This window comes from Scandinavium sp. (assembly GCF_036271055.1).
Lineage (GTDB): Bacteria > Pseudomonadota > Gammaproteobacteria > Enterobacterales > Enterobacteriaceae > Scandinavium.
The window spans coordinates 272,288-296,209 of the sequence record NZ_DATBBJ010000059.1 but is presented as its reverse complement, the minus strand read 5'-3'; the positions used below and the strand labels follow the sequence as shown (position 1 = coordinate 296,209).

Genomic DNA, 23,922 nt, shown 5'->3' with positions numbered 1-23,922 from the left:
GTGAATCCTTTCTAACGGGATCCACTCTCGGAGTCTTCATGCGATGAGCAAGGAGTCATGATGTTAGATATAGTCGAACTGTCGCGCTTACAGTTTGCCTTGACCGCGATGTACCACTTCCTTTTTGTGCCACTGACGCTCGGTATGGCGTTCCTGCTGGCCATCATGGAAACGGTCTACGTCCTTTCCGGCAAACAGATTTATAAAGATATGACCAAGTTCTGGGGCAAGTTGTTTGGTATCAACTTTGCACTGGGCGTAGCTACTGGCCTGACCATGGAGTTCCAGTTCGGGACAAACTGGTCTTACTATTCCCACTATGTGGGCGATATCTTCGGTGCGCCGCTGGCCATTGAAGGGCTGATGGCCTTCTTCCTCGAATCCACCTTTGTAGGTCTGTTCTTCTTCGGTTGGGATCGTCTGGGCAAAGTTCAGCACATGGCAGTGACCTGGCTCGTGGCGTTGGGCTCCAACATGTCCGCACTGTGGATCCTGGTCGCAAACGGCTGGATGCAAAACCCGGTCGCGTCCGACTTCAACTTTGAAACCATGCGTATGGAAATGGTGAGCTTCTCCGAGCTTATCCTTAACCCTGTTGCGCAGGTGAAATTCGTTCATACCGTGGCGTCTGGCTACGTTTGTGGCGCGATGTTCATCCTCGGTATCAGTTCCTACTATATGCTGCGCGGTCGTGATTTCGCTTTCGCCAAACGCTCTTTCGCCATTGCGGCGAGCTTTGGTATGGCGGCAATCCTCTCTGTTATCGTGCTGGGTGATGAATCCGGTTACGAAATGGGTGATGTGCAGAAAACCAAACTGGCGGCAATTGAAGCCGAGTGGGAAACTCAGCCAGCGCCGGCTGCGTTTACGCTGTTTGGTATTCCTGACCAGGATACGCAACAAAACAACTACTCAATTCAAATCCCTTACGCGCTGGGCATCATTGCCACTCGTTCCGTCGATAAGCAGGTCACTGGCCTGAAAGATCTGATGGTGCAGCATGAAGAGCGTATTCGTAACGGGATGAAAGCCTACTCGCTGCTGGAACAGCTGCGTTCTGGCTCAGCCGATCAGTCCGTTCGCACTCAGTTCGAACACGTGAAAAAAGACCTCGGTTACGGGCTGTTGTTGAAACGCTATACCCCGAACGTCTCTGATGCGACCGAAGCACAGATTCAGCAGGCGACGAAAGACTCGATTCCACGCGTCGCACCGCTGTACTTTGCGTTCCGTATCATGGTCGGCTGCGGCATCATTATGCTGCTGATTATTGCGGCGTCCTTCTGGACGGTGATTCGTAACCGTATCGGCCAGAAAAAATGGCTGTTGCGCACCGCGTTGTACGGGATCCCGTTACCGTGGATTGCTATCGAATCAGGTTGGTTTGTCGCGGAGTATGGCCGTCAGCCATGGGCCATCGGTGAGGTGCTGCCAACTGCGGTCGCCAACTCATCGCTGACCACAGGCGATCTGCTGTTCTCCATGCTGCTGATTTGTGGTCTGTACACCCTGTTCCTGATTGCTGAAATGTTCCTGATGTTCAAATTTGCGCGTCTGGGACCAAGCAGCCTGAAAACCGGTCGTTACCACTTTGAGCAGACCCCCGCGTCTACTCAGCCGGCACGCTAAGACAGGAGTCGTCAAATGTTCGATTATGAAGTATTACGTTTTATCTGGTGGCTGCTGGTTGGCGTTCTGCTGATTGGTTTTGCGGTCGCTGACGGTTTCGACATGGGGGTGGGCATGCTCACCCGTTTCCTCGGTCGTAACGACACCGAACGTCGAATCATGATCAACTCCATCGCCCCGCACTGGGACGGTAACCAGGTGTGGCTGATCACCGCAGGCGGCGCGCTGTTCGCTGCCTGGCCGATGGTCTACGCTGCGGCGTTCTCTGGTTTCTATGTGGCGATGATCCTGGTTCTGGCATCGTTGTTCTTCCGTCCGGTCGGTTTCGATTACCGTTCGAAAATTGAAGACACTCGCTGGCGTAACATGTGGGACTGGGGCATCTTCGTCGGTAGCTTCGTTCCACCGCTGGTGATTGGCGTGGCGTTCGGCAACCTGTTGCAGGGTGTGCCGTTCCACCTCGATGAGTACATGCGCCTTTACTACACCGGTAACTTCTTCCAGTTGCTGAACCCGTTTGGTCTACTGGCGGGTGTTGTTAGTGTGGCGATGATCCTGACGCAGGGTGCGACCTATCTGCAAATGCGTACCGTAGGCGAGTTGCATCTGCGTACGCGTACTATTTCGCAGGTTGCGGCGCTGGTTACGCTGGTGTGCTTTGCACTGGCAGGCGTGTGGGTAATGTACGGTATTGATGGCTATGTGGTGAAATCCGCCCTGGATCATCATGCTGCTTCTAACCCGCTGACCAAAGAAGTGGTGCGTGAAGCTGGTGCATGGCTGGTGAACTTCAATAACATGCCAATCCTGTGGGCCATTCCGGCGCTGGGCGTTGTGCTGCCATTGTTGACCACGGTCATGACTCGCATGGACAAGGGCGCCTGGGCGTTTATCTTCTCCTCACTGACCCTGGCTTGCATCATCCTCACCGCCGGTGTGGCAATGTTCCCGTTCGTGATGCCATCGAGCACCATGATGAACGTTAGCCTGACCATGTGGGATGCGACATCCAGCCAGCTGACGCTGAACGTGATGACCTATGCAGCGATGGTGTTCGTGCCAATCATTCTCCTCTACACCACCTGGTGTTACTGGAAAATGTTTGGTCGCATCACCAAAGAAGACATTGAACGCAACACCCATTCTCTGTACTAAGTAAGGAGCAACATATGTGGTACTTCGCATGGATTCTGGGGACGCTTCTGGCTTGTGCATTTGGCGTGATCACCGCTCTGGCGCTTGAACACGTTGAAGCTGGACAACAAGAAGATCATTAATGAATAAAATTATCGCAGCGTTATATGCGGTAATGGACAAGGGCCCGTTAAGGGCCCTTTCGTTACTGATGGCTTTAGTGTTGGCAGGATGTATTATCTGGGATCCGACGCGCTTTGCGGCGAAAACCAGCGAGCTTGAAATCTGGCACGGCTTTCTTATCATGTGGGCGGTATGCGCTGGCGTGATTCATGGCGTGGGTTTTCGCCCGAAAGCAGTACTCTGGCAGGGGTTATTTTGCCCGCTGATTGCTGACCTCGTTCTTCTCGCCGGACTGTTTTTCTTTTTCGCCTGATTCAGAAACGTCCGTTAATCGCTATGGGCTTGTTCAAGCCCATAAAAATTTACTCTCCGTTTACTTTCTCCCATTCCAAACCAGCATTCCCGCGCGTATAGTAGCGAAGTTTGAAAGCCCTAAATTTTTTTTTGCATTACCGGGATGTAAAGTGAATACAACGCTGTTTCGATGGCCGGTTCGTGTCTATTACGAAGACACTGATGCCGGTGGTGTGGTTTACCACGCCAGCTACGTCGCTTTTTATGAAAGAGGACGCACTGAGATGCTGCGCCACCATCACTTTAGCCAGCAGGTTTTGTTGGCTGAACGCGTAGCCTTTGTGGTGCGCAAGATGACGCTGGAGTATTTCGCCGCCGCCAGACTCGATGACATGCTCGAAGTCCAAACGGAAATTACAGCGATGCGGGGCACCTCACTGGTGTTTACGCAGCGGATTGTCAACGCAGAAAACAAGGTACTCAACGAAGCTGAAGTCCTGATTGTCTGTGTTGATCCACTCATAATGAAGCCTCGTGCGCTTCCCAAGTCTATTGTCGCGGAGTTCAAGCAGTGACTGACATGAATATCCTTGATTTGTTCCTGAAGGCAAGCCTTCTGGTTAAACTTATCATGCTGATCTTGATTGGTTTTTCAATCGCATCCTGGGCTATCATCATCCAGAGAACGCGTATCCTTAATACGGCTACCCGCGAAGCGGAAGCTTTCGAAGACAAGTTCTGGTCGGGGATCGAACTGTCTCGTCTGTATCAGGAGAGTCAGGCCCGTCGTGACAATCTTGCCGGTTCTGAACAGATCTTCTTCAGTGGCTTCAAAGAATTTGCCCGATTGCATCGCGCTAACAGCCATGCACCGGAAGCGATTGTTGAAGGCGCGTCGCGTGCGATGCGTATCTCCATGAGCCGTGAACTCGAAAGTCTGGAAAACCACATTCCATTCCTTGGCACCGTCGGTTCCATCAGTCCGTATATCGGTCTGTTTGGTACGGTGTGGGGGATCATGCACGCCTTTATCGCACTGGGTGCGGTTAAACAGGCAACGTTGCAAATGGTTGCACCGGGTATTGCAGAAGCACTGATCGCCACCGCGATTGGTCTGTTCGCGGCGATTCCTGCGGTTATGGCGTACAACCGACTGAACCAGCGTGTGAATAAACTGGAGCTGAACTACGACAACTTTATGGAAGAGTTCACCGCCATTCTGCACCGCCAGGCGTTTACCAGCAGCGAAAGCAACAAGGGGTAAACCATGGCCAGAGCACGTGGGCGCGGACGGCGCGAGCTGAAGTCCGAAATTAACATCGTTCCGTTGCTGGATGTGTTGCTGGTGCTGTTGCTTATCTTCATGGCGACAGCGCCGATCATCACGCAGAGCGTGGAAGTGGATCTGCCAGATGCGACCGAATCGCAGGCCGTCAGTACCAATGACGATCCGCCCGTTATCGTAGAAGTCTCCGGAATCGGACAGTACAGCGTCAATGTGGGGCAGGATAAAATGCCGCAATTGCCGCCAGAGCAGGTAGTGGCTGAAGCTCAGCGCCGACTGCAGGCGAATCCGAAAACGGTCTTCTTGATCGGTGGCGCGAAAGATGTGCCTTACGATGAAATCATTAAAGCGCTAAACCTGTTGCACAGCGCGGGCGTGAAATCAGTGGGTCTCATGACCCAACCAATTTGACCCGGCTAACAGGCTAACAGTTTTTGGGAACCGAGAGTGTCAAAGGCAACCGAACAGCAAAACGAAAAGCTTAAACGCGCGATTATCATCTCAGTTGTACTGCACATCGTCATGATTGCACTGCTGATTTGGAGTTCGTTCGACGAGCACATAGATGCTTCGGCAGGCGGTGGCGGTGGCTCGTCTATTGACGCGGTGATGGTCGATCCAGGTGCGGTCGTACAGAACTACAACCGTCAGCAGAACCAGCAGGCCAGTGCGCGTCGTGCCGAAGAACAGCGTGAAAAGCAGGCGCAGCAGCAAGCGCAGGAGATGCGTGAAAAGCAGGCCGCTGAGCAAGAGCGTCTGAAAGAGCTTGAACAAGAACGTCTGAAGGCACAGGAAGACGCCGCAAAACAAGCTGATGCGCAGAAACAGGCAGAGCAGGCGACGAAACAAGCGCAGGAAAAGCAGAAGCAAGCGGAAGAAGCCGCAGTGAAAGCCGCAGCGCTGGCGAAAGCTAAGGCTGACGCTCAGGCCAAAGTCGCAGCAGAAGCTGCGAAAAAAGCCGCTGCCGATGCACAGAAAAAGGCAGAAGCCGAGACGGCTAAAGCGGCTGCTGACGCACAGAAGAAAGCAGAAGCCGAAGCGGCGAAAAAAGCTCAGCAGGACGCTGAGAAAAAAGCCGCCGCAGATGCTGCTAAGAAAGCCGCGGCTGCTGAAAAAGCGGCTGCCGCCAAGGCTGCTGCGGCAGAGAAAGCTGCTGCCGATAAAGCAGCAGCAGATAAAGCCGCTGCGGCGAAGGCCGCCAAGGCCGCTGCCGCTAAGAAAGCGGCCGAAGCCAAAGATGCTTCTGGCGTTGACGATCTCTTAGGCGATCTCAGCTCCGGTAAGAATGCACCGAAAGCGGGGGCAGGGGCTAAAGGAAACAATGCCGCCGCGGCCGGAACGGGTAACACTAAGAATAACGGTGCATCAGGTGCGGATATCAGCAACTATGCCGGGCAGATTAAATCGGCCATCGAAAGTCGCTTTTATGATGCCTCTTCGTATGCCGGTAAAGTGTGTACGCTGCGGGTTAAACTTAACCCGGACGGTACGCTCGCGAGTATTACCTCTGAAGGTGGGGATCCGGCATTGTGTACAGCTGCGTTGGCAGCGGCTCGACAAGCCAGGTTCCCGAAACCGCCATCAGAAGCAGTATATGAAGTGTTTAAAAATGCACCGCTGGACTTCAAGCCGTAACGCCATTTTCCTCGTCTAAACGAGGAAAATGAACCAGGCTGGTCACAGGGTTTTGGTAGTTTTGTGTATTTGAGTTTGTTAACATTCTGCTAAATTATCGTGGGCTTTCCGCCTGGATAAGGGAGATATGATGAAGCAGGCATTACGAGTAGCATTTGGTTTTTTAATGCTGTGGGCAGCTGTGCTGCACGCAGAAGTACGTATCGAAATCACCCAAGGGGTGGATTCGGCTCGCCCAATCGGCGTTGCGCCTTTCAAATGGGCAGGCCCGGGCGCTGCACCTGAGGATGTCGGCGGCATCGTTGCTGCTGACTTGCGTAACAGCGGTAAATTCAATCCGCTGGATCGTTCTCGTCTGCCACAGCAGCCGGGCAGCGCGCAGGAAGTTCAGCCAGCAGCATGGTCTGCGCTCGGTATTGATGCCGTGGTTGTAGGGCAGGTGACACCGAACCCTGACGGTTCTTATACTGTGGCTTATCAGCTGGTTGATACCGGCGGTGCGCCAGGTACTGTGTTGGCTCAAAACTCTTACAAAGTGAACAAGCAGTGGCTGCGTTATGCGGGCCATACTGCCAGTGACGAAGTGTTCGAAAAGCTGACTGGCATCAAAGGTGCGTTCCGTACTCGTATCGCTTATGTGGTTCAGACCAACGGCGGACAGTTCCCGTACGAGTTGCGCGTGTCTGACTACGATGGCTACAACCAGTTCGTTGTTCACCGTTCTCCACAGCCGCTGATGTCTCCGGCGTGGTCTCCGGATGGCTCTAAACTGGCTTACGTGACCTTCGAAAGCGGTCGTTCAGCGCTGGTTGTCCAGACGCTGGCAAACGGTGCGATTCGTCAGATTGCCTCGTTCCCGCAGCACAACGGTGCGCCAACGTTCTCACCAGATGGTTCTAAACTGGCCTTTGCCCTGTCGAAAACCGGTAGCCTGAACCTGTACGTAATGGATCTGGGCTCTGGCCAAATCAGCCAGGTGACCAACGGTCGCAGCAACAACACCGAACCAAGCTGGTTCCCGGACAGCCAGAACCTGGCCTTTACCTCTGACCAGGCCGGACGTCCACAGGTGTATAAAGTTAATGTTAACGGCGGTACTCCGCAGCGTATTTCCTGGGAAGGTTCGCAGAACCAGGATGCTGATGTGAGCACTGACGGTAAGTTCATGGTAATGGTGAGCTCGGCCAGTGGTCAGCAGCACATTGCCAAACAAGATCTGGCAGCGGGTGGCGTACAGGTTCTGTCGTCAACGTTCCTGGATGAAACGCCAAGTCTGGCACCGAACGGCACAATGGTTATCTACAGCTCTTCTCAGGGGATGGGATCTGTGCTGAATCTGGTTTCTACAGATGGGCGTTTCAAAGCGCGTCTTCCGGCAACTGATGGACAGGTCAAATTCCCTGCCTGGTCGCCGTATCTGTAATAATAATTAATTGAATATTATAGGAATCAAAGAAATGCAACTGAACAAAGTGCTGAAAGGACTGATGATCGCTCTGCCTGTTATGGCTATCGCGGCGTGTTCTTCCAACAAGAATGCCAGCAACGATCAGAGCGGTGAAGGCATGATGGGCGCCGGCACTGGTATGGATGCTAACGGTAACGGCAACATGTCTTCTGAAGAGCAAGCTCGTCTGCAGATGCAGCAGCTGCAACAGAACAACATCGTTTACTTCGATCTGGACAAGTACGATATCCGTTCTGACTTCGCTGCCATGCTGGACGCGCACGCTAACTTCCTGCGTAGCAACCCGTCTTACAAAGTCACCGTAGAAGGTCATGCTGACGAACGTGGTACGCCTGAGTACAACATCGCCCTGGGCGAACGTCGTGCAAACGCTGTTAAAATGTACCTGCAAGGTAAAGGCGTTTCAGCTGATCAGATCTCTATCGTTTCTTACGGTAAAGAAAAACCTGCAGTACTGGGTCACGACGACGCGGCTTACTCCAAAAACCGTCGTGCTGTACTGGTTTACTAAGAGAATTGCATGAGCAGTAACTTCAGACATCATTTGATGAGTCTGTCGTTACTGGTTGGCATAGCGGCCCCTTGGGCCGCTAATGCTCAGGCGCCAATCAGTAGTGTCGGCTCAGGCTCGGTCGAAGACCGTGTCACTCAACTCGAGCGTATTTCCAACGCTCACAGTCAACTTTTGACCCAACTTCAACAGCAGCTCCAGGATAATCAGGCCGATATTGATTCTCTGCGCGGGCAAATTCAGGAAAGCCAGTACCAGCTCAATCAAGCCGTCGATCGCCAAAAGCAGATCCAAACGCAGCTTGATGGGATGAGTAGTGGTGCTGCTGGCGCAACACAGGCGCAACCTGCCGCAGGCGATCAGAGCGGGGCGACAGCCGCGACTCCAGCGCCAGAAGCCGGTATTGCGGCCTCTGGCGTCCCTGTACAGAGCGGTGATGCCAATACGGATTACAACGCGGCGATTGCACTGGTGAAAGATAGCTCTCGCCAGGATGATGCTATTGCGGCCTTCCAGAACTTCATCAAAAAGTACCCTGATTCTACGTATCAGCCGAATGCCAATTACTGGCTCGGACAGCTGAATTACAACAAGGGTAAAAAAGATGATGCGGCGTACTATTTCGCCTCAGTGGTGAAAAATTACCCGAAATCGCCGAAGGCAGCTGACGCGATGTTTAAAGTCGGCGTGATCATGCAGGACAAAGGTGACACTGCGAAAGCCAAAGCGGTTTATCAGCAGGTAGTGACTAAATATCCGGGCACCGAGGGTGCCAAACAAGCGCAAAAACGCTTGAGTGGACTCTGATGCTGACGGCATGACCTGAAATTGAATTATTTCTGGTCATGCCGCATGAATCATAAGCAGTTAAGCGCGGTTATTCGAAATTTTAGTTGCGCTCAAATCTGAAACCAGTAATATATGCCGCCGTTGCCAAGGGATATCAAACATCCTGAAAGTAGCGGAAATAGTGGGTCGTTAGCTCAGTTGGTAGAGCAGTTGACTTTTAATCAATTGGTCGCAGGTTCGAATCCTGCACGACCCACCACTAACTACTTAGGTGGAACGGTAGTAAAACGTGAAGGATAACGTTGCGTGAGCAACGGCCCGAATGGCGAGACGAAGTCGAGTCATCCTGCACGACCCACCACTAACTTTTAGCAGTATTAAAGTTAGTAAAGAAGTATCCAGCGCAGTATCGGGTGATTAGCTCAGCTGGGAGAGCACCTCCCTTACAAGGAGGGGGTCGGCGGTTCGATCCCGTCATCACCCACCACTCGGGTCGTTAGCTCAGTTGGTAGAGCAGTTGACTTTTAATCAATTGGTCGCAGGTTCGAATCCTGCACGACCCACCAATTAAAGATTCACCCCTTCGAAGCAAGACCCTATGGGTCGTTAGCTCAGTTGGTAGAGCAGTTGACTTTTAATCAATTGGTCGCAGGTTCGAATCCTGCACGACCCACCACGCTTTTGGTGGCGTCTTCGAAGAAATCCCGAAAGGGGTCGTTAGCTCAGTTGGTAGAGCAGTTGACTTTTAATCAATTGGTCGCAGGTTCGAATCCTGCACGACCCACCAATGTAGAAAGGCGCCCTAAAGGCGCCTTTTTGCTATGCTCAATTCGTGCCGGATGCGAACCTGCTGCAGGTTCGAGTTGAACGAAGTGAAACACCGGAGCCGCTTGCGGCGACGGCCCGAAGGGCGAGCGAAGCGAGTAATCCTGCACGACCCACCAATATAACATCGAATCCAGATGTTAAGCGTGAAGGATAACGTTGCAGAGCAACGGCCCGAAGGGCGAGACGAAGTTGAGTCATCCTGCACGACCCACCAATGTAGAAAGGCGCCCTAAAGGCGCCTTTTTGCTATGCTCAATTCGTGCCGGATGCGAACCTGCTGCAGGTTCGAGTCGAACGAAGTGAAACACCGGAGCCGCTTGCTGCGACGGCCCGAAGGGCGAGACGTAGTCGAGTCATCCTGCACGACCCACCAATGTGGAAAGGCGCCCTAAAGGCGCCTTTTTGCTATCTGCGATTCAGATAGATTTGAACCCATTGCTGCAGCGTCTGCATGGAGCAATGTAAGCTGTTCCTGTAGGCCTGATAAGCGCAGCGCCATCAGGCGAAACTACCTGTCATCCGAACCCACACAACCCTCCATTATCCATCGCAAATTCCCCACGACAATTCTCCGGAATTTCGCTATCTTGTTTAGTATATAAAACACCATCGTCAAAACCGCGCCAAACAGCGTCAGTCTTCGGTGGTGTGGTTAAGCCAGTAAAACGAGAAGCCATAATGAGCGTAATGTTTGATCCTGAAGCCGCAATCTATCCTTTCCCGCCGAAGCCGGTGCCACTGAGTGTGGACGAGAAACAGTTTTATCGTGAAAAGATAAAGCGTCTGCTCAAAGAGAAGAATGCGGTGATGGTGGCGCACTACTACACCGACCCGGAAATTCAACAACTGGCTGAAGAAACGGGCGGTTGTATTTCTGATTCGCTGGAAATGGCGCGTTTCGGGGCGAGACATCCGGCTTCGACGCTACTGGTGGCCGGGGTGCGCTTTATGGGCGAAACGGCAAAAATCCTGAGCCCGGAAAAAACCATCCTGATGCCCACGTTGAATGCAGAATGTTCACTCGATCTTGGCTGCCCGATTGATGAGTTTACTCAGTTCTGCGACGCCCATCCGGATCGCACCGTAGTGGTTTACGCCAACACTTCTGCGGCGGTGAAAGCACGGGCCGATTGGGTGGTTACTTCAAGCATTGCTGTTGAGCTGATTGAGCATCTCGACAGCCTTGGGGAGAAAATTATCTGGGCACCGGACCGTCATCTCGGGAACTATGTACAGAAGCAAACAGGCGCAGATGTCCTCTGCTGGCAAGGTGCCTGCATCGTGCATGACGAGTTTAAAACACAGGCGCTGGCGAGAATGAAAGCGCTGTACCCGCAGGCTGCGATTCTGGTGCATCCGGAATCACCGCAGGCGATTGTTGATATGGCTGATGCAGTCGGGTCGACGAGCCAACTGATCGCTGCGGCAAAAGCGCTGCCGCACCCACAACTTATCGTTGCCACCGATCGTGGCATTTTCTACAAAATGCAGCAGGCGGTGCCGGAAAAAGAGCTACTGGAAGCACCGACCGCAGGAGAAGGGGCAACCTGTCGCAGTTGCGCCCATTGCCCGTGGATGGCGATGAACGGCCTTAAAGCGATAGCTGACGGCCTTGAACACGGCGGGGCGGAACATGAAATCCATGTGGATGCCGCGCTGCGTGAGGGCGCGCTGCAGCCGCTTAACCGTATGCTGGATTTTGCGGCTACACTACGCTCATAATTATGTTTATGAATTGGCTGGCAGGACGGAGATAAAATGGATTTCTTTAGCACGCAAAATATTCTGGTCCACATCCCCATCGGCGCAGGTGGCTACGATTTATCGTGGATTGAAGCGGTAGGTACGATAGCGGGTTTGCTATGCATCTGGTTGGCGAGCCTTGAGAAAATCAGCAACTACGCGTTTGGCCTGCTGAATGTGACGCTGTTCGCCATTATCTTCTTCCAGATCCAACTCTACGCCAGTCTGTTATTACAGCTGTTTTTCTTCGCAGCGAATATTTATGGCTGGTACGCCTGGTCCCGGCAAACCAGCCAAAATCAGGCAGAGCTGCAAATTCGCTGGCTACCGTTGCCGAAAGCACTCGCCTGGCTTGCCGCTTGTGTCGTTGCTATCGGTCTGATGACGGTCTTTATTAATCCTGTCTTTGCTTTCCTGACACGCGTTGCGGTGTCGGTCATGCAAACCATTGGGATCAATGTGGTGATGCCTGAACTGCAACCGGATGCGTTCCCCTTCTGGGATTCCTGCATGATGGTGCTGTCGATAGCGGCGATGATCCTGATGACGCGTAAATACGTAGAGAACTGGGTGTTGTGGGTAATTATTAACGTCATCAGCGTGGTGATCTTTGCGTTGCAGGGCGTCTATGCCATGTCGCTTGAATATCTGTTGCTGACGTTTATCGCGCTCAATGGCACCAGGATGTGGATGAACAGCGCACGTGAGCGGGGTTCACGCGCGCTATCTCGTTAATGATGGTGATGATGTGCGTGTTCGGCTGACGTCTCATTGAGATGGCATTCCGGGCCGCTGCACGGCTGGTATTCCATCTGCACTGTGGCATGCGCTATCTGGTAATGATGTTCCAGATAGTGCTGGATTTTACCCAGCAGCGCATCGTGATCGTGCGGCGGGATGACATGAACATGCAGTGTCATGACCGGTTTCTCACCGACCAGCCAGACGTGAACATGATGGACATCCCGCACTTCCGGGATTTCACGGCGTAAACCGCGTTTCAACGCCCCAATATCCATTGACCCTGGCGCGCCTTCCAGCAACTCATTCACGCTCTCTTTCAGCAATGTCCACGCGCTACGCAGCACCAGACAAGACACGAGCACCGACAAAATCGGGTCGATCGGCGTCCAGCCGGTTGTCAGAATAACGATTGCTGCAGCGATCGCGCCGACGGAACCCAATAAATCCCCCATCACATGCAGCGCCGCCGCACGGACGTTGAGGTTTTTCTCTTCACTACCGCGATGCAAAATCCAGAATGACAGAATATTAGCCAGCAAACCCGCCACCGCAATTACCATCATCGTCGTGCCTGCGATGGGTTGAGGATGGCGAAAACGCATCGCGGCTTCCCAGACAATGAAAATGGTGATCAGCACCAGAGCGATAGCATTCACGAATGCGGCGAGCGTGGTCAGCCGCAGCCAGCCGAAGGTGTGCCGGGAATTGGCCGGGCGACGGGCAAAATGCACCGCCATCAGCGCAAATAAAAGCGCCGCGGCATCGGTCAGCATATGCCCGGCATCAGCCAGCAGTGCGAGTGAGCCCGACACCAGGCCACCGATGACTTCAACCAACATGAAACCGGCGGTGATAAGGAAAGCCAGCAACAGGCGACGAGCGTTGCCGTCATCAGGCTGTTGCGGTGAGGCGTGGGAGTGAGAATGCGCCATACACAAATCCTGTAAAGTTTAAGAATTAGTGTCTGACATCATTACAGATTTTTAGCAAAAGCGCATACAAATAAGGAGAGCCCTGCTCCCCTTATTTGTCCGTTCAGTGGAAGGGCGGAACGGGTTTATTGCGACGTACCATCGGTTTTGCTATCAACATCGTTGTTCATGCCGCTACCGGTTTCAACTTTCTTGTTAATATCCGGGCATTTGCCGTCTTTACACATGGTGTTCTTGTGAATTTCATCCTTGCTCATGTGTTCGGCATCGCTGCTTGAACCATTAGGATGGAGCATTGTGCCGCTCGATTGCGTATTCACATTGCCGTTATCCACGCCGTTAGGGGCCCGATTCTGCTGGGCATCAGGGGCGGCTTGCCCTGCGGCAGCAGAAGAGTTTGCCTGACCGTTATTATCCGAAGCGCTGTCTGCGGCCAGCGCCGCGCCGCTCATCATCGACAGCGTCGCGGTCAGAATAAGTGTTGCCAGTGTGTTATTTTTCATGGGGATGCTCCTGTTATGGTCGTTACGTCGGATAACTTCTTCCAACAGTGCATAACGCACTGCACACGGCGTGCAGTGGCTAAAAACTCCGCAATACTGATTTATGTCAGTCTGGAATCTTGTTAATTAAGTAAATCTCAGCATTTACCTTTAAAAAGTGTAGCGGAGATCTCACTTACCGCTACATTCTGGCGTTTTTTAGCCTGATTCCAGGAATTATCCGGCTCAAGTGTAAAAGCCCGTTTACACTTTTTGGCGGAGGAGTTAGATTGAAGGGATTGCACTCATTTATATAAGTATGGCAAAGCTGGAAAGATCATGAATTATCAGAACGACGATTTACGTATCAAAGAGATCAACGAGTTATTACCTCCTGTCGCACTCCTTGAAAAATTCCCCGCGACTGAGAATGCTGCCAACACGGTGTCTCACGCACGCAAGGCGATCCACAAAATCCTCAAAGGCAATGACGATCGCCTGTTGGTGGTAATTGGCCCGTGCTCCATTCACGATCCGGCGGCGGCGAAAGAGTATGCAAACCGCTTGCTGGCACTGCGTGAAGAGCTGAAAGGCGAGCTGGAAATCGTCATGCGCGTCTATTTTGAAAAGCCGCGCACTACCGTGGGCTGGAAAGGGCTGATTAACGATCCGCACATGGACAACAGCTTCCAGATCAACGACGGGCTGCGTATTGCCCGTAAGCTACTGCTGGAAATCAATGACAGCGGCTTACCTGCGGCAGGCGAATTCCTCGACATGATTACGCCGCAGTACATGGCTGACCTGATGAGTTGGGGCGCAATTGGCGCACGTACCACCGAATCTCAGGTGCATCGTGAGCTGGCTTCTGGCTTGTCTTGCCCGGTTGGCTTCAAAAACGGCACCGACGGCACCATTAAAGTAGCGATTGATGCCATCAATGCCGCAGGCGCGCCGCACTGTTTCCTGTCTGTCACTAAGTGGGGTCACTCCGCGATTGTGAACACCAGCGGGAACGGCGATTGCCATATCATTCTGCGTGGCGGCAAAGAGCCGAACTACAGCGCACATCATGTGGCGATGGTCAAAGAAGGGCTGCATAAAGCGGGTCTGCCATCGCAGGTGATGATCGATTTCAGCCATGCTAACTCCAGCAAGCAGTTCAAAAAGCAGATGGAAGTGGCGACCGATGTGTCCGGCCAGATTGCGGGTGGTGAAAAAGCGATTGTGGGCGTGATGATTGAAAGTCATCTGGTGGAAGGCAACCAGAATCTGGAAAGCGGCGAGCCGTTGACCTACGGTAAAAGCATTACCGATGCCTGTATCGGCTGGGACGACACCGACGCGGTGCTGCGTCAACTGGCGAATGCGGTAAAAGCGCGTCGCGGGTAATAACCTGACGGCCTGACTCTCTCAGGCTGTTTCAGGCAATAAAAAAGCGTGGAGTGATCCACGCTTTTTTTACGTCTGGCGAAAACTTACTTCGCTTTACCCTGGTTAGCGACGGCGGCGGCTTTCGCTGCGATTTCGTCGGCATTTCCCAGATAGTAGTGCTTGATAGGTTTGAAGTTTTCATCGAACTCATACACCAGCGGTACGCCGGTTGGGATGTTCAGTTCGAGGATTTCATCTTCGCCCATATTGTCGAGGTATTTCACCAGCGCACGCAGGGAGTTACCGTGAGCGGCGATGATCACGCGCTCGCCACTTTTCAGGCGTGGCAGAATGGTTTCATTCCAGTACGGCACGACGCGATCGATGGTCAGCGCCAGGCTTTCGGTCACCGGCAGCTCTTTATCGGTCAGTTTCGCGTAGCGCGGGTCGTGGCCCGGGAAACGCTCGTCATCTTTGGTCAGCTCTGGCGGGGTGATTGCGAAGCCACGACGCCACTGTTTAACCTGCTCGTCGCCGTATTTCTCGGCGGTTTCTGCTTTGTTCAGACCTTGTAGCGCACCGTAGTGGCGCTCGTTCAGTTTCCAGGATTTTTCAACCGGCAACCACGCCTGGTCCAGCTCATCCAGCACGTTCCACAGAGTGTGAATGGCACGCTTCAGTACGGAGGTGTAAGCAAAATCAAAGCTGAAGCCTTCGTCTTTCAGCAGTTTCCCTGCCGCTTTCGCTTCGCCAACACCTTTCTCAGACAGATCAACGTCATACCAACCGGTGAAACGGTTTTCATTATTCCACTGGCTTTCGCCGTGGCGAACAAGCACAAGCTTAGTAACAGCCATACTGTGACTCCTGACTAGATTGAATGATAACAATTCTCATTATATTGCCGTTGTACCATCAGCGGCAACGCATATCCCTAACCATAGCGAAAATAGTGGCCCAGTGTAAGACACTTGTAAATGAGTAGTTATGTGCTTTAGAAGAGGGTGGTTGGTTTTTGAACGATATCCATAAGGCCAGTTCGGGTCGCGCATGAGACTATCAACAACTTCGTTATCCTGCTGCCAGACAGAGGAAAAAAAAGTGAAAATGTGAAAAGCATCAACTTCACAGGTCAATGAGGCGTAATTATTGATCCTCATTAATTACCGGCTGACAAGGCACTGCGGTATGCTGATGATAATTTTTAATAACCTGTTTTAACCAGTCATTATTTATTTACCCTTTTCCGTCAACGCATCAATTCATTCATTACTGTCGCGGACATTTCTGCGGCATTTGAGGGTTAATTCAATGAGCAGAGTTATTCATTCCCTGGAAGGACTGATATTACCGATAGCCGTAAAATTAGGCCGGCAGGTGCACGTCAATGCCATCAAAAATGGTTTTATCCGTTTAATGCCTCTTACACTGGTCGGGGCGATGTTTGTCCTTATCAATAATGTGTTATTGAATTTTGGAGAGGGCTCTTTCTTTTGGTCTTTAGGTGTTCGTCTGTCGCCGGATACTATCAATACATTAGAGGGGGTAAAGTTTATCGGCAGCAGCGTGTATAACGGTACGCTGGGGATTATGTCGTTATTAACGCCTTTTTTTATCGGTATGGCGCTGGCTGAGGAGCGAAAGGTTGATGGATTAGCGGCAGGCTTATTATCTGTCGCCGCGTTTATGACGGTGACCCCCTATTCGGTGAACGGCGTGAGCGCGATTGGCGCGAACTGGCTCGGTGGCGCGAATATTATCTCCGGGATGATTATTGGCCTGGTGGTGGCCGAAATCTTTGCCTTTATTCTGCGTCGAAATTGGGTGATCACTTTACCTGAAAGTGTGCCGTCTTCCGTATCTCGTTCATTTACGGCGCTGATCCCGGGTTTTATTATTCTGCTGATGATGGGGATGATTGCCTGGGGCTTGTCGCTTGCAGAAACCAATTTCCACCAAATAATTCTCAATAGCGTTGCAACGCCGCTGGCGGCAATGGGCAGCGTGGTGGGCTGGGCCTTCGTTGTGTTTAACTCGCTACTGTGGTTTTTCGGTGTTCACGGAGGGTTGGCGTTGACCGCGCTGAGTCAGGGGATCCTTGCCCCCTGGGGCATGGAAAACATGGCGATTTATACTCAGTTCGGCTCAGTTGACGCGGCACTGGCGGCGGGGAAAACCTTCCATTTCTGGAGTGGACCGATGCTGGAGTCGTATGTTTTTCTCGGTGGAACCGGGGCAACGTTGAGTCTGATCCTGGCAATTTTCATTGCCTCACGCCGGGCGGATTACCGCCAGGTCGCAAAGCTGGCGCTCCCTTCCGGACTGTTTAACATCAATGAGCCGATTCTGTTCGGCCTGCCCATTATTATGAATCCGGTTTTGATGATCCCCTTTGTGGTCATTCAACCTCTGCTGGCGGGCATTACGCTGGCTGCCTATTCATTTGGACTCATTCCGCCGACAACGAACTTTGCCCCCTGGACGATGCCAGTGGGATTAGGGGCTTTTTTCAACTCCAACGGTAGCGTTGCCGCGCTGATATTAGCCCTGTTCAACCTTGGGGTAGCAACGTTGGTCTATCTGCCGTTTGTTGTGATTGCCAATAAAGCGCAAGGCATCATTGAGGAAGAGGAAAGCGAAGAAGATATTGCCCTGGCATTGAAGTTTTAACGGATGCGCTGACGAGATATCACTTTTACACATAGGGGGGCACGTGGAAATTTCTACTGTCCATGAAAGCCAGTTTCTGAAAGGCAATGATTTCCATATTTTTGTGCTGGATAAAATTGAGAGCGTCAGTGGCCTGCATCAGCACGATTATTATGAATTTACTATCGTGCTGACCGGGAGTTGTCGCCAGGATATTAACGGTAAACAGGTGCTGCTCGAACGAGGGGATTTCGCATTTATCCCGTTAGGGTCGTTCCATCAGACTTTTTATGCGCCTGGTGGGGCGCGCATTTTAAATATGGGGATCAGTCGTCGTTATTTTGAGGCACAGTATCTGGCTCTGTTACCGTCCTGCTTTGTGGCGTCGCAGAGATATCATATCGCCCCGGATTTTTTAGCCTATATCGAATCTACGGTGTCGACGATCAATATTCAGGTCAACGAGTTTGATGAATTTAATAAACTTCTGACCTTCTATATCGTGAACCGGTTGCAGCACTATAAAGAAACTCCGCGAGTCGATGTCATCCCGCGTTGGTTGCGAAAACTTATTGAGGACATGCACAACAAATCGCAGTTTGGCGACAACGCGCTGCGTAACATGATTTCTCTTTCTGGCAAAACGCAGTCTTATCTCACCCGCGCGACAAATCGCTATTACGGCAAAACGCCGGGGCAGATTATTAACGAGATCCGCATTAACTTCTGCAAGAAGCAGCTCGAAACCACTAACTTCTCCGTGGGCGACATCGCTTTCGACGCCGGTTTTAGCAGTGCGGGGCAGTTTATCAATGCGTTTAAGCGCGCCACATCATTCACACCAGGCCATTATCGCCGCCGTTCTGGCAACGGTGGATTCTCCATTGAACTCAATGCCGTGTCCGGCACACAGGGATCCTTATGAAAAAATTGAAGGTTGTGACGATTGGGGGTGGCAGTAGCTACACCCCTGAATTACTGGAAGGTTTCATTAAGCGTTACCACGAACTGCCGATCACTGAGCTGTGGCTGGTGGATATTGAGGAAGGCAAAGAGAAGCTCGATATTATTTATGACCTGTGTCAGCGGATGGTGGCGCACGCGAAGCTCCCGATGACGATCCATAAAACGCTGGACCGACGCGAAGCGCTGGTGGATGCCGATTTTGTCACCACTCAATTTCGCGTCGGGCAACTGCAGGCGCGTGAAAAAGACGAACGGATCCCACTGTCGCATGGCTATTTAGGGCAGGAAACTAACGGTGCTGGCGGGCTGTTTAAGGGACTGCGTACCATCCCGGTTATTTTTGATTTAATTAAAGATGTGCAGGCCATTTGCCCGCAGGCGTGGATCATTAACTTCACCAACCCAGCCGGAATGGTGACCGAAGCAGTATATCGCCACACTGATTTCAAACGGTTTATCGGTGTCTGCAACGTGCCGATTGGTATGAAAATGTTTGTGCAGGATGTTCTGTCGCTCGGTGAAAAAGAGAGCGTTTCGCTCGACTTCTTCGGGCTTAATCATCTGGTGTTTCTGAAAGAAGTGTTAGTCGATGGCAGGTCGCGCTTTGCCGAAGTACTTGAGCACGTCGCCTCCGGCAAGGCGAATCCTCGATCGGTCAAAAATATCTTTAGCCTACCGTTCCAGCCGGGGTTAATTCGTTCGCTGAACCTGCTGCCTTGTTCGTATTTACTCTATTACTTCCGCCATAAAGAGATGCTGGCGATTGAGCTAGGGGAGTTTTATAAAGGCAACGTCCGCGCTAAGAATGTGCAGGTGCTCGAGAAAACGCTATTCGAGCGTTACAAAGATCCAGAACTTCACGTTAAACCGCCAGAGCTGGATGAACGGGGTGGGGCGTATTATTCCGATGCCGCCTGTGAAGTGATTAACGCTATCTATAACGATAAGCAAACCGAGCATTATATTAATATTCCGCATCATGGGCACATCGACAATATTCCTGCCGACTGGACGGTGGAAATGACCTGTTTGTTGGGGCGAAACGGTTTCACGCCACATCCTCGCGTGCGTCACTTTGACGACAATGTTCTCGGTCTGATTCACACCGTCAAAGCCTTTGAAATCACAGCGGCACGTGCAGCGCTGAGTGGTCAATTTGATGATGCGTTACTGGCGCTCACCCTTAATCCACTGGTCGATTCTGACCACGATGCGGCACAGTTAGTGCGTGAATTACTGCTGGCGCACCAGGCGCACCTGCCGCAGTTCGCGCAGGCGATTGCGGAAATCAAAGCGACTCAGGAGGCGTGAGATGACAAAACGTTTAATCGTGAATGCCGACGATTTCGGTTTGTGTGAAGGCGTGAACGACGGCATTGTTCAGGCGCACCGGGATGGCGTGGTCACCTCGACAACGGCGATGGTCACGGCACCGGCCATTCAGCATGCGGTCGGGCTGAGCGCAGAGCATCCGGCCTTAGGCGTCGGGCTGCATTTTGTTCTGAGCTACGGCAAACCGCTCACGGCGTTATCTTCTCTGGTACGTGAAGGCGTTTTGGGAAAATGGATCTGGGAAGCGGCCGCGCAAGGTGAGCTGGTGGACGAAGAAATTGCGCAAGAACTGGCGGCGCAGTATCAGCGTTTTTTATCACTCTTTGGTCGCCCGCCGACGCACATTGATAGTCACCATCATGTTCATTTTATTCCCCAGGTATGGGCGCAGGTGGCCAAATTTGCGTGGCAAAATGATATCCCGCTACGTATCCCCAGGGAGGAGGGGATTAATGCCACGAGCGTTCGCGGAACCGACGGCTTTGTGCGGGATTTCTATGGCGATAACGTGACGGAGGATTTCTTTCTACAAGCACTCGATTCTTCGGCTTCTCGACACGAACGCACTCTGGAAATCATGTGCCATCCGGCGGTTGTAGATGAGGTGGTCAGGCAAAGCGGCTATAACGTTGAACGCCAGACGGAACGGGAGCTACTGACTTTACCGGCGCTGAAACAGGCCATAGAACAACGTGGTTATCAGCTGGCAACCTATCGCGATATTTGAGCAAGATGCCCGGCGTGAAAACGACCGGGCAAACTGTTTCTCATCAGGCGATAAACTGATATTCCGTCACGCTGACGTACTCTTCACCCGGCAACAAGGTGCAGTCGGGCTGCGGCCATTCCGGGTGATTTGGGCTATCGGGAAGGAATTCGCTTTCCAGCGCCAGTCCTTGCCAGTCGGCATACGGCTCGGTTTCACGCGATGGCGTGCCGCCCAAATAGTTACCGGAATAGAACTGCAACGCCGGAGCGGTGGTGAAGACGTTTAACTGTAACTTCTCATCCGCAGACCACAATGTGGCGACAGGCTGCGAGATTTCACCGTTGCCCGACAGCAAAAATGCGTGGTCGTAACCCTTCATTTTCCGCTGATCGTCATCGCTTAAAAATTCGCTGGCGATAACTTTTGCCTGCCGGAAATCAAAGCTGGTTTGTGCCACCTCTTTCAGACCCGCGCGCGGAATGCCCATTTCATCGACCGGCAAATATGCCTCTGCGGCGATCTGCAATTTATGCAGACGAACATCGCTTTGACCACCATCGAGATTGAAATAAACATGGTTCGTCATATTCACCGGGCAGGCTTTATCCACCTTCGCGCGGTACTCAATGGCAATGCGATTATCATCGGTCAGACGGTAGTGCGCCGTTGCGCTCAAATTGCCAGGGAAACCCTGATCGCCATCGGGCGACTCCAGCGCAAACAGCACCGATTCATCGTTTTGATTGACCACTCGCCAGCGACGTTTATCGAAACCGTCCGGGCCGCCGTGCAGCTGGTTCGGTCCCTGGCTCGGCGCGAGTTGATAGGTCTCGCCTGCAAGCGTAAAACGGCTGTCGGCGATGCGGTTGGCGTAGCGGCCAACCGATGCGCCAAGAAACGCTGCCTGATGAGGATAGTGTTCCGGGCTGGCGCAGCCGAGTAATGCTTCGCGCACGGAACCGTCTTTCATTGGAATGCGAGCCGACAACAGCGTTGCGCCCCAGTCCATCAACGTGACCACCATCCCCGCGCTATTGCGCAGGGTTAACAGGCGGAAGGGCAGGCCGTCAGGGGCCAGGGTTGGGGTTTCGTTTAGCACTGGCCCGCTCCCTGTGATGCTTTGCACACGTAGAAGGTTTCTTTAATGCCGGTTTTCGCGTGATATTGCGCAGCCACCGCTTCTTTGACCGATGGGACCAGCTCTTCCGGCACCAGCGCCACAATGCAGCCGCCAAAACCGCCGCCGGTCATGCGCACGCCACCTTTGTCGCCGATGGTCGCTTTGACAATCTCCACCAGCGTATCAATTTGCGGAACGGTGATTTCGAAATCGTCACGCATCGACGCGTGAGATTCTTCCATCAGTTCGCCCATGCGTTTCAGGTCGCCTTTTGCCAGCGCAGAAGCGGCTTCGACGGTACGCGCATTTTCAGTCAGTACGTGGCGCACGCGTTTGGCGACAATTGGGTCCAGTTCGTGTGCCACGGCGTTGAATTGTTCGAGCGACACATCGCGCAGTGCAGGCTGCTGGAAGAAACGCGCGCCCGTTTCGCACTGTTCGCGGCGGGTGTTGTACTCGCTGCCAACCAGTGTGCGTTTAAAGTTGCTATTGATGATGATCACCGCCGCACCTTTTGGCATCGGGACTGCTTTGGTGCCAAGCGAACGGCAATCAAGCAGAAGTGCGTGGTCTTTCTTACCCAATGCGGAAATCAGCTGATCCATAATGCCGCAGTTACAGCCGACAAACTGGTTCTCAGCCTCCTGCCCGTTCAGCGCAATTTGCGCACCGTCGAGCGGCAGATGATACAGCTGCTGGAAAACGGTACCGACCGCCACTTCCAGCGAAGCCGATGAACTCAAGCCCGCGCCCTGTGGCACGTCGCCGCTGATCACCATATCCACGCCGCCAAAGTTCGGGTTGCGTTTTTGCAGGTGCTTCACGACGCCGCGTACATAGTTCGACCACTGTTGCGTATCGTGGCTGATGATCGGCGCATCAAGGGAGAATTCATCGGTTTGATTTTCGTAATCGGCAGCGATCACGCGTACGGTGCGATCCTCGCGCGGCGAGCAACTAATTACCGTCTGGTAATCAATCGCGCACGGCAGCACAAAACCGTCGTTGTAATCGGTGTGTTCACCAATCAAATTCACGCGGCCAGGCGCCTGAATCGTGTGGTTGGCAGGGTAGCCAAATTTCTCAGCAAACAGGGACAGGGTTTTCTCTTTCAGACTCATTATTTTTAGACTCCTGATTCGCGATAGTGGACGTCACTGACGGCGCGCAGGCGTTCTGCGGCTTGCTCCGCCGTCAGATCGCGCTGCGTTTCTGCCAACATTTCATAACCGACCATGAATTTGCGCACGGTAGCGGAGCGCAACAGCGGGGGATAGAAATGGGCATGCAGCTGCCAGTGTGAATTCTCTTCGCCATTAAACGGCGCGCCGTGCCAGCCCATCGAGTAGGGGAAGGAGCACTGGAACAAGTTGTCGTAACGGCTGGTCAGTTTTTTCAGCGCCAGCGCCAGATCGGCGCGCTGGGCGTCAGTTAAATCGGTGATCCGCAGCACGTGCGCTTTCGGCAACAGTAGCGTCTCAAACGGCCACGCAGCCCAATAGGGAACAACCGCGAGCCAGTGTTCTGTTTCGACCACGGTACGGCTGCCGTCTGCCAGCTCACGCTGCACGTAGTCCACCAGCATCGGTGAACCTTGCTCAGCGAAGTAGGCTTTTTGCAGACGATCTTCGCGTTCGGCCTCGTTCGGTAAGAAGCTGTTGGCCCAAACCTGACCGTGCGGATGCGGGTTGGAGCAGCCCATCGCCGCGCCTTTGTTTTCAAATACTTGCACCCACGGATAATGTTGGCCTAAGTCTGCGGTCTGCTCTTGCCAGGTCTGCACCACTTCTTCCAGCGCGCTGACGCTTAGTTCCGGCAGCGTTTTGCTGTGGTCTGGTGAGAAGCAGATAACCCGACTGGTGCCGCGCGCACTTTCCGCACGCATCAACGGATCTGAGCTTTCCGGTGCGTCTGGGGTGTCGGTCATCAGCGCGGCGAAATCGTTGGTGAAGACATAGGTGCCGCTGTACTGCGGGTTTTTATCCCCGGTGACGCGGGTGTTGCCCGGACACAGGAAGCAATCAGGGTCATGCATCGGCAGCGTTTGTTTGGCTGGCGTTTCCTGCGCCCCCTGCCAGGGGCGTTTCGCACGATGCGGAGAGACCAGGATCCACTGCCCGGTGAGCGGGTTAAAGCGGCGGTGCGGATGATCAACGGGGTTAAATTGTGTCATGA

Annotated in this window: 24 protein-coding genes, 5 tRNA genes and 2 other RNA genes; 25 read left to right on the top strand and 6 right to left on the bottom strand. The window is 52.9% G+C overall.

The genetic code is table 11. The annotated features are described in order from the left end of the window. The first annotated feature begins 60 nt into the window (after positions 1 to 60). From cydA to pnuC, 20 genes are all read left to right on the top strand, one after another. On the top strand, positions 61 to 1,629 hold the full coding sequence (gene cydA, locus VH187_RS09435; RefSeq protein WP_329701340.1) for a cytochrome ubiquinol oxidase subunit I: 1,569 nt from the start codon (positions 61 to 63) through the stop codon (positions 1,627 to 1,629). A gap of 15 nt (positions 1,630 to 1,644) precedes the next feature. Then, entirely contained in the window at positions 1,645 to 2,784 is a 1,140-nt protein-coding gene (gene cydB / locus VH187_RS09430) for a cytochrome d ubiquinol oxidase subunit II (protein ID WP_329701196.1), read from the top strand. Between the two features lie 14 nt (positions 2,785 to 2,798). After that, a complete protein-coding gene (cydX, locus tag VH187_RS09425; protein WP_329701195.1) occupies positions 2,799 to 2,906 on the top strand; it encodes a cytochrome bd-I oxidase subunit CydX in 108 nt (35 codons plus the stop codon). After that, entirely contained in the window at positions 2,906 to 3,199 is a 294-nt protein-coding gene (gene ybgE / locus VH187_RS09420) for a cyd operon protein YbgE (RefSeq protein WP_329701194.1), read from the top strand. Before cydX ends, ybgE begins: the two co-directional genes overlap by 1 nt. Before the next feature lie 151 nt (positions 3,200 to 3,350). Next, positions 3,351 to 3,755 carry a tol-pal system-associated acyl-CoA thioesterase gene (ybgC, locus tag VH187_RS09415; RefSeq protein ID WP_329701193.1) on the top strand — a complete coding sequence of 135 codons (405 nt, stop codon included), beginning with the start codon at positions 3,351 to 3,353 and terminating at the stop codon, positions 3,753 to 3,755. Beyond that, the gene (tolQ, locus tag VH187_RS09410) at positions 3,752 to 4,444 is read left to right on the top strand and encodes a Tol-Pal system protein TolQ (RefSeq protein ID WP_329701192.1); all 693 of its coding nucleotides are present in this window, start codon (positions 3,752 to 3,754) and stop codon (positions 4,442 to 4,444) included. Before ybgC ends, tolQ begins: the two co-directional genes overlap by 4 nt. 3 nt (positions 4,445 to 4,447) lie before the next feature. Further along, positions 4,448 to 4,876 carry a colicin uptake protein TolR gene (gene tolR, locus VH187_RS09405; RefSeq protein ID WP_329701191.1) on the top strand — a complete coding sequence of 143 codons (429 nt, stop codon included), beginning with the start codon at positions 4,448 to 4,450 and terminating at the stop codon, positions 4,874 to 4,876. A gap of 36 nt (positions 4,877 to 4,912) precedes the next feature. Continuing rightward, a complete protein-coding gene (gene tolA / locus VH187_RS09400) occupies positions 4,913 to 6,100 on the top strand; it encodes a cell envelope integrity protein TolA (RefSeq protein ID WP_329701190.1) in 1,188 nt (395 codons plus the stop codon). 130 nt (positions 6,101 to 6,230) lie between these two features. After that, positions 6,231 to 7,523, top strand: a complete 1,293-nt coding sequence (gene tolB, locus VH187_RS09395; protein WP_329701339.1) for a Tol-Pal system beta propeller repeat protein TolB — start codon at positions 6,231 to 6,233, stop codon at positions 7,521 to 7,523. A gap of 34 nt (positions 7,524 to 7,557) precedes the next feature. Then, positions 7,558 to 8,079 (top strand): peptidoglycan-associated lipoprotein Pal, encoded by a 522-nt coding sequence (gene pal / locus VH187_RS09390; RefSeq protein ID WP_329701189.1) that lies wholly within the window; start codon positions 7,558 to 7,560, stop codon positions 8,077 to 8,079. A 9-nt stretch (positions 8,080 to 8,088) separates the two neighbouring features. After that, positions 8,089 to 8,886: a cell division protein CpoB gene (gene cpoB / locus VH187_RS09385; RefSeq protein WP_329701188.1), complete on the top strand. Its 798-nt coding sequence runs from the start codon at positions 8,089 to 8,091 to the stop codon at positions 8,884 to 8,886. Between the two features lie 165 nt (positions 8,887 to 9,051). Then, a tRNA-Lys gene (locus tag VH187_RS09380) sits at positions 9,052 to 9,127 on the top strand. A 152-nt stretch (positions 9,128 to 9,279) separates the two neighbouring features. After that, positions 9,280 to 9,355, top strand: a tRNA-Val gene (locus VH187_RS09375). 3 nt (positions 9,356 to 9,358) lie between these two features. Then, positions 9,359 to 9,434 (top strand) — tRNA-Lys (locus VH187_RS09370). A 34-nt stretch (positions 9,435 to 9,468) separates the two neighbouring features. Beyond that, positions 9,469 to 9,544, top strand: a tRNA-Lys gene (locus VH187_RS09365). Positions 9,545 to 9,579: 35 nt separating this feature from the next. Continuing rightward, positions 9,580 to 9,655 (top strand) — tRNA-Lys (locus tag VH187_RS09360). Positions 9,656 to 9,686: 31 nt separating this feature from the next. Further along, positions 9,687 to 9,812, top strand: a non-coding RNA gene (locus VH187_RS09355) — RtT sRNA. Between the two features lie 129 nt (positions 9,813 to 9,941). Then, a non-coding RNA gene (locus VH187_RS09350) (RtT sRNA) lies at positions 9,942 to 10,069 on the top strand. 305 nt (positions 10,070 to 10,374) lie between these two features. Next, on the top strand, positions 10,375 to 11,418 hold the full coding sequence (nadA, locus tag VH187_RS09345; RefSeq protein ID WP_329701187.1) for a quinolinate synthase NadA: 1,044 nt from the start codon (positions 10,375 to 10,377) through the stop codon (positions 11,416 to 11,418). A gap of 36 nt (positions 11,419 to 11,454) precedes the next feature. Beyond that, the gene (gene pnuC, locus VH187_RS09340; protein ID WP_329701186.1) at positions 11,455 to 12,174 is read left to right on the top strand and encodes a nicotinamide riboside transporter PnuC; all 720 of its coding nucleotides are present in this window, start codon (positions 11,455 to 11,457) and stop codon (positions 12,172 to 12,174) included. Here pnuC and zitB read toward each other — a convergent pair. Further along, positions 12,171 to 13,115 (bottom strand): CDF family zinc transporter ZitB, encoded by a 945-nt coding sequence (zitB, locus tag VH187_RS09335; RefSeq protein WP_329701185.1) that lies wholly within the window; start codon positions 13,113 to 13,115, stop codon positions 12,171 to 12,173. The two genes, pnuC and zitB, sit on opposite strands and share 4 nt — an antisense overlap. A 125-nt stretch (positions 13,116 to 13,240) precedes the next feature. Further along, the gene (locus VH187_RS09330) at positions 13,241 to 13,618 is read right to left on the bottom strand and encodes a YbgS-like family protein (protein WP_329701184.1); all 378 of its coding nucleotides are present in this window, start codon (positions 13,616 to 13,618) and stop codon (positions 13,241 to 13,243) included. Positions 13,619 to 13,936: 318 nt separating this feature from the next. Between VH187_RS09330 and aroG the strand changes: the two genes are divergently transcribed. Next, the gene (aroG, locus tag VH187_RS09325) at positions 13,937 to 14,989 is read left to right on the top strand and encodes a 3-deoxy-7-phosphoheptulonate synthase AroG (RefSeq protein ID WP_329701183.1); all 1,053 of its coding nucleotides are present in this window, start codon (positions 13,937 to 13,939) and stop codon (positions 14,987 to 14,989) included. Positions 14,990 to 15,075: 86 nt separating this feature from the next. Here the strand turns inward: aroG and gpmA are convergent, their stop codons facing one another. Then, complete coding sequence (gpmA, locus tag VH187_RS09320; protein WP_329701182.1) at positions 15,076 to 15,828, bottom strand: 2,3-diphosphoglycerate-dependent phosphoglycerate mutase; 753 nt, start codon at positions 15,826 to 15,828, stop codon at positions 15,076 to 15,078. 454 nt (positions 15,829 to 16,282) lie between these two features. On the opposite strand from gpmA, the gene chbC reads away from it, so the two are divergent. The 4 genes from chbC to chbG are packed head-to-tail and all read left to right on the top strand — an operon-like array spanning position 16,283 to position 20,645. Further along, positions 16,283 to 17,641, top strand: coding sequence for a PTS N,N'-diacetylchitobiose transporter subunit IIC (chbC, locus tag VH187_RS09315; RefSeq protein ID WP_329701181.1), 1,359 nt, complete (start codon positions 16,283 to 16,285; stop codon positions 17,639 to 17,641). A 43-nt stretch (positions 17,642 to 17,684) separates the two neighbouring features. Then, positions 17,685 to 18,545, top strand: a complete 861-nt coding sequence (chbR, locus tag VH187_RS09310; protein WP_329701180.1) for a transcriptional regulator ChbR — start codon at positions 17,685 to 17,687, stop codon at positions 18,543 to 18,545. Continuing rightward, entirely contained in the window at positions 18,542 to 19,897 is a 1,356-nt protein-coding gene (locus VH187_RS09305) for a 6-phospho-beta-glucosidase (RefSeq protein ID WP_329701179.1), read from the top strand. The genes chbR and VH187_RS09305 overlap by 4 nt, the downstream gene beginning before the upstream one ends. Before the next feature lies 1 nt (position 19,898). Beyond that, positions 19,899 to 20,645 (top strand): chitin disaccharide deacetylase, encoded by a 747-nt coding sequence (chbG, locus tag VH187_RS09300; protein WP_329701178.1) that lies wholly within the window; start codon positions 19,899 to 19,901, stop codon positions 20,643 to 20,645. A gap of 43 nt (positions 20,646 to 20,688) precedes the next feature. On the opposite strand, the gene galM is transcribed toward chbG, so the two are convergent. From galM to galT, 3 genes are read right to left on the bottom strand one after another with little or no spacing between them, the layout of a single operon-like run. Beyond that, on the bottom strand, positions 20,689 to 21,726 hold the full coding sequence (gene galM, locus VH187_RS09295; protein ID WP_329701177.1) for a galactose-1-epimerase: 1,038 nt from the start codon (positions 21,724 to 21,726) through the stop codon (positions 20,689 to 20,691). Beyond that, positions 21,720 to 22,868 carry a galactokinase gene (gene galK, locus VH187_RS09290; RefSeq protein ID WP_329701176.1) on the bottom strand — a complete coding sequence of 383 codons (1,149 nt, stop codon included), beginning with the start codon at positions 22,866 to 22,868 and terminating at the stop codon, positions 21,720 to 21,722. Before galK ends, galM begins: the two co-directional genes overlap by 7 nt. A 5-nt stretch (positions 22,869 to 22,873) precedes the next feature. Beyond that, complete coding sequence (gene galT / locus VH187_RS09285) at positions 22,874 to 23,920, bottom strand: galactose-1-phosphate uridylyltransferase (RefSeq protein ID WP_329701175.1); 1,047 nt, start codon at positions 23,918 to 23,920, stop codon at positions 22,874 to 22,876. Between the last annotated feature and the right edge of the window lie 2 nt (positions 23,921 to 23,922).

Bases quoted from the DNA above. Each gene is read 5' to 3' on its own strand.
- cydB (WP_329701196.1), top strand. From the start codon at position 1,645: ATGTTCGATTATGAAGTATTACGTTTTATCTGGTGGCTGCTGGTTGGC.
- VH187_RS09305 (WP_329701179.1), top strand. From the start codon at position 18,542: ATGAAAAAATTGAAGGTTGTGACGATTGGGGGTGGCAGTAGCTACACC.
- pal (WP_329701189.1), top strand. From the start codon at position 7,558: ATGCAACTGAACAAAGTGCTGAAAGGACTGATGATCGCTCTGCCTGTT.
- cpoB (WP_329701188.1), top strand. From the start codon at position 8,089: ATGAGCAGTAACTTCAGACATCATTTGATGAGTCTGTCGTTACTGGTT.
- cydA (WP_329701340.1), top strand. From the start codon at position 61: ATGTTAGATATAGTCGAACTGTCGCGCTTACAGTTTGCCTTGACCGCG.
- VH187_RS09330 (WP_329701184.1), bottom strand. From the start codon at position 13,618: ATGAAAAATAACACACTGGCAACACTTATTCTGACCGCGACGCTGTCG.
- zitB (WP_329701185.1), bottom strand. From the start codon at position 13,115: ATGGCGCATTCTCACTCCCACGCCTCACCGCAACAGCCTGATGACGGC.
- pnuC (WP_329701186.1), top strand. From the start codon at position 11,455: ATGGATTTCTTTAGCACGCAAAATATTCTGGTCCACATCCCCATCGGC.
- cydX (WP_329701195.1), top strand. From the start codon at position 2,799: ATGTGGTACTTCGCATGGATTCTGGGGACGCTTCTGGCTTGTGCATTT.
- nadA (WP_329701187.1), top strand. From the start codon at position 10,375: ATGAGCGTAATGTTTGATCCTGAAGCCGCAATCTATCCTTTCCCGCCG.
- aroG (WP_329701183.1), top strand. From the start codon at position 13,937: ATGAATTATCAGAACGACGATTTACGTATCAAAGAGATCAACGAGTTA.
- tolR (WP_329701191.1), top strand. From the start codon at position 4,448: ATGGCCAGAGCACGTGGGCGCGGACGGCGCGAGCTGAAGTCCGAAATT.
- ybgE (WP_329701194.1), top strand. From the start codon at position 2,906: ATGAATAAAATTATCGCAGCGTTATATGCGGTAATGGACAAGGGCCCG.
- tolB (WP_329701339.1), top strand. From the start codon at position 6,231: ATGAAGCAGGCATTACGAGTAGCATTTGGTTTTTTAATGCTGTGGGCA.
- chbC (WP_329701181.1), top strand. From the start codon at position 16,283: ATGAGCAGAGTTATTCATTCCCTGGAAGGACTGATATTACCGATAGCC.
- chbG (WP_329701178.1), top strand. From the start codon at position 19,899: ATGACAAAACGTTTAATCGTGAATGCCGACGATTTCGGTTTGTGTGAA.
- gpmA (WP_329701182.1), bottom strand. From the start codon at position 15,828: ATGGCTGTTACTAAGCTTGTGCTTGTTCGCCACGGCGAAAGCCAGTGG.
- galT (WP_329701175.1), bottom strand. From the start codon at position 23,920: ATGACACAATTTAACCCCGTTGATCATCCGCACCGCCGCTTTAACCCG.
- galK (WP_329701176.1), bottom strand. From the start codon at position 22,868: ATGAGTCTGAAAGAGAAAACCCTGTCCCTGTTTGCTGAGAAATTTGGC.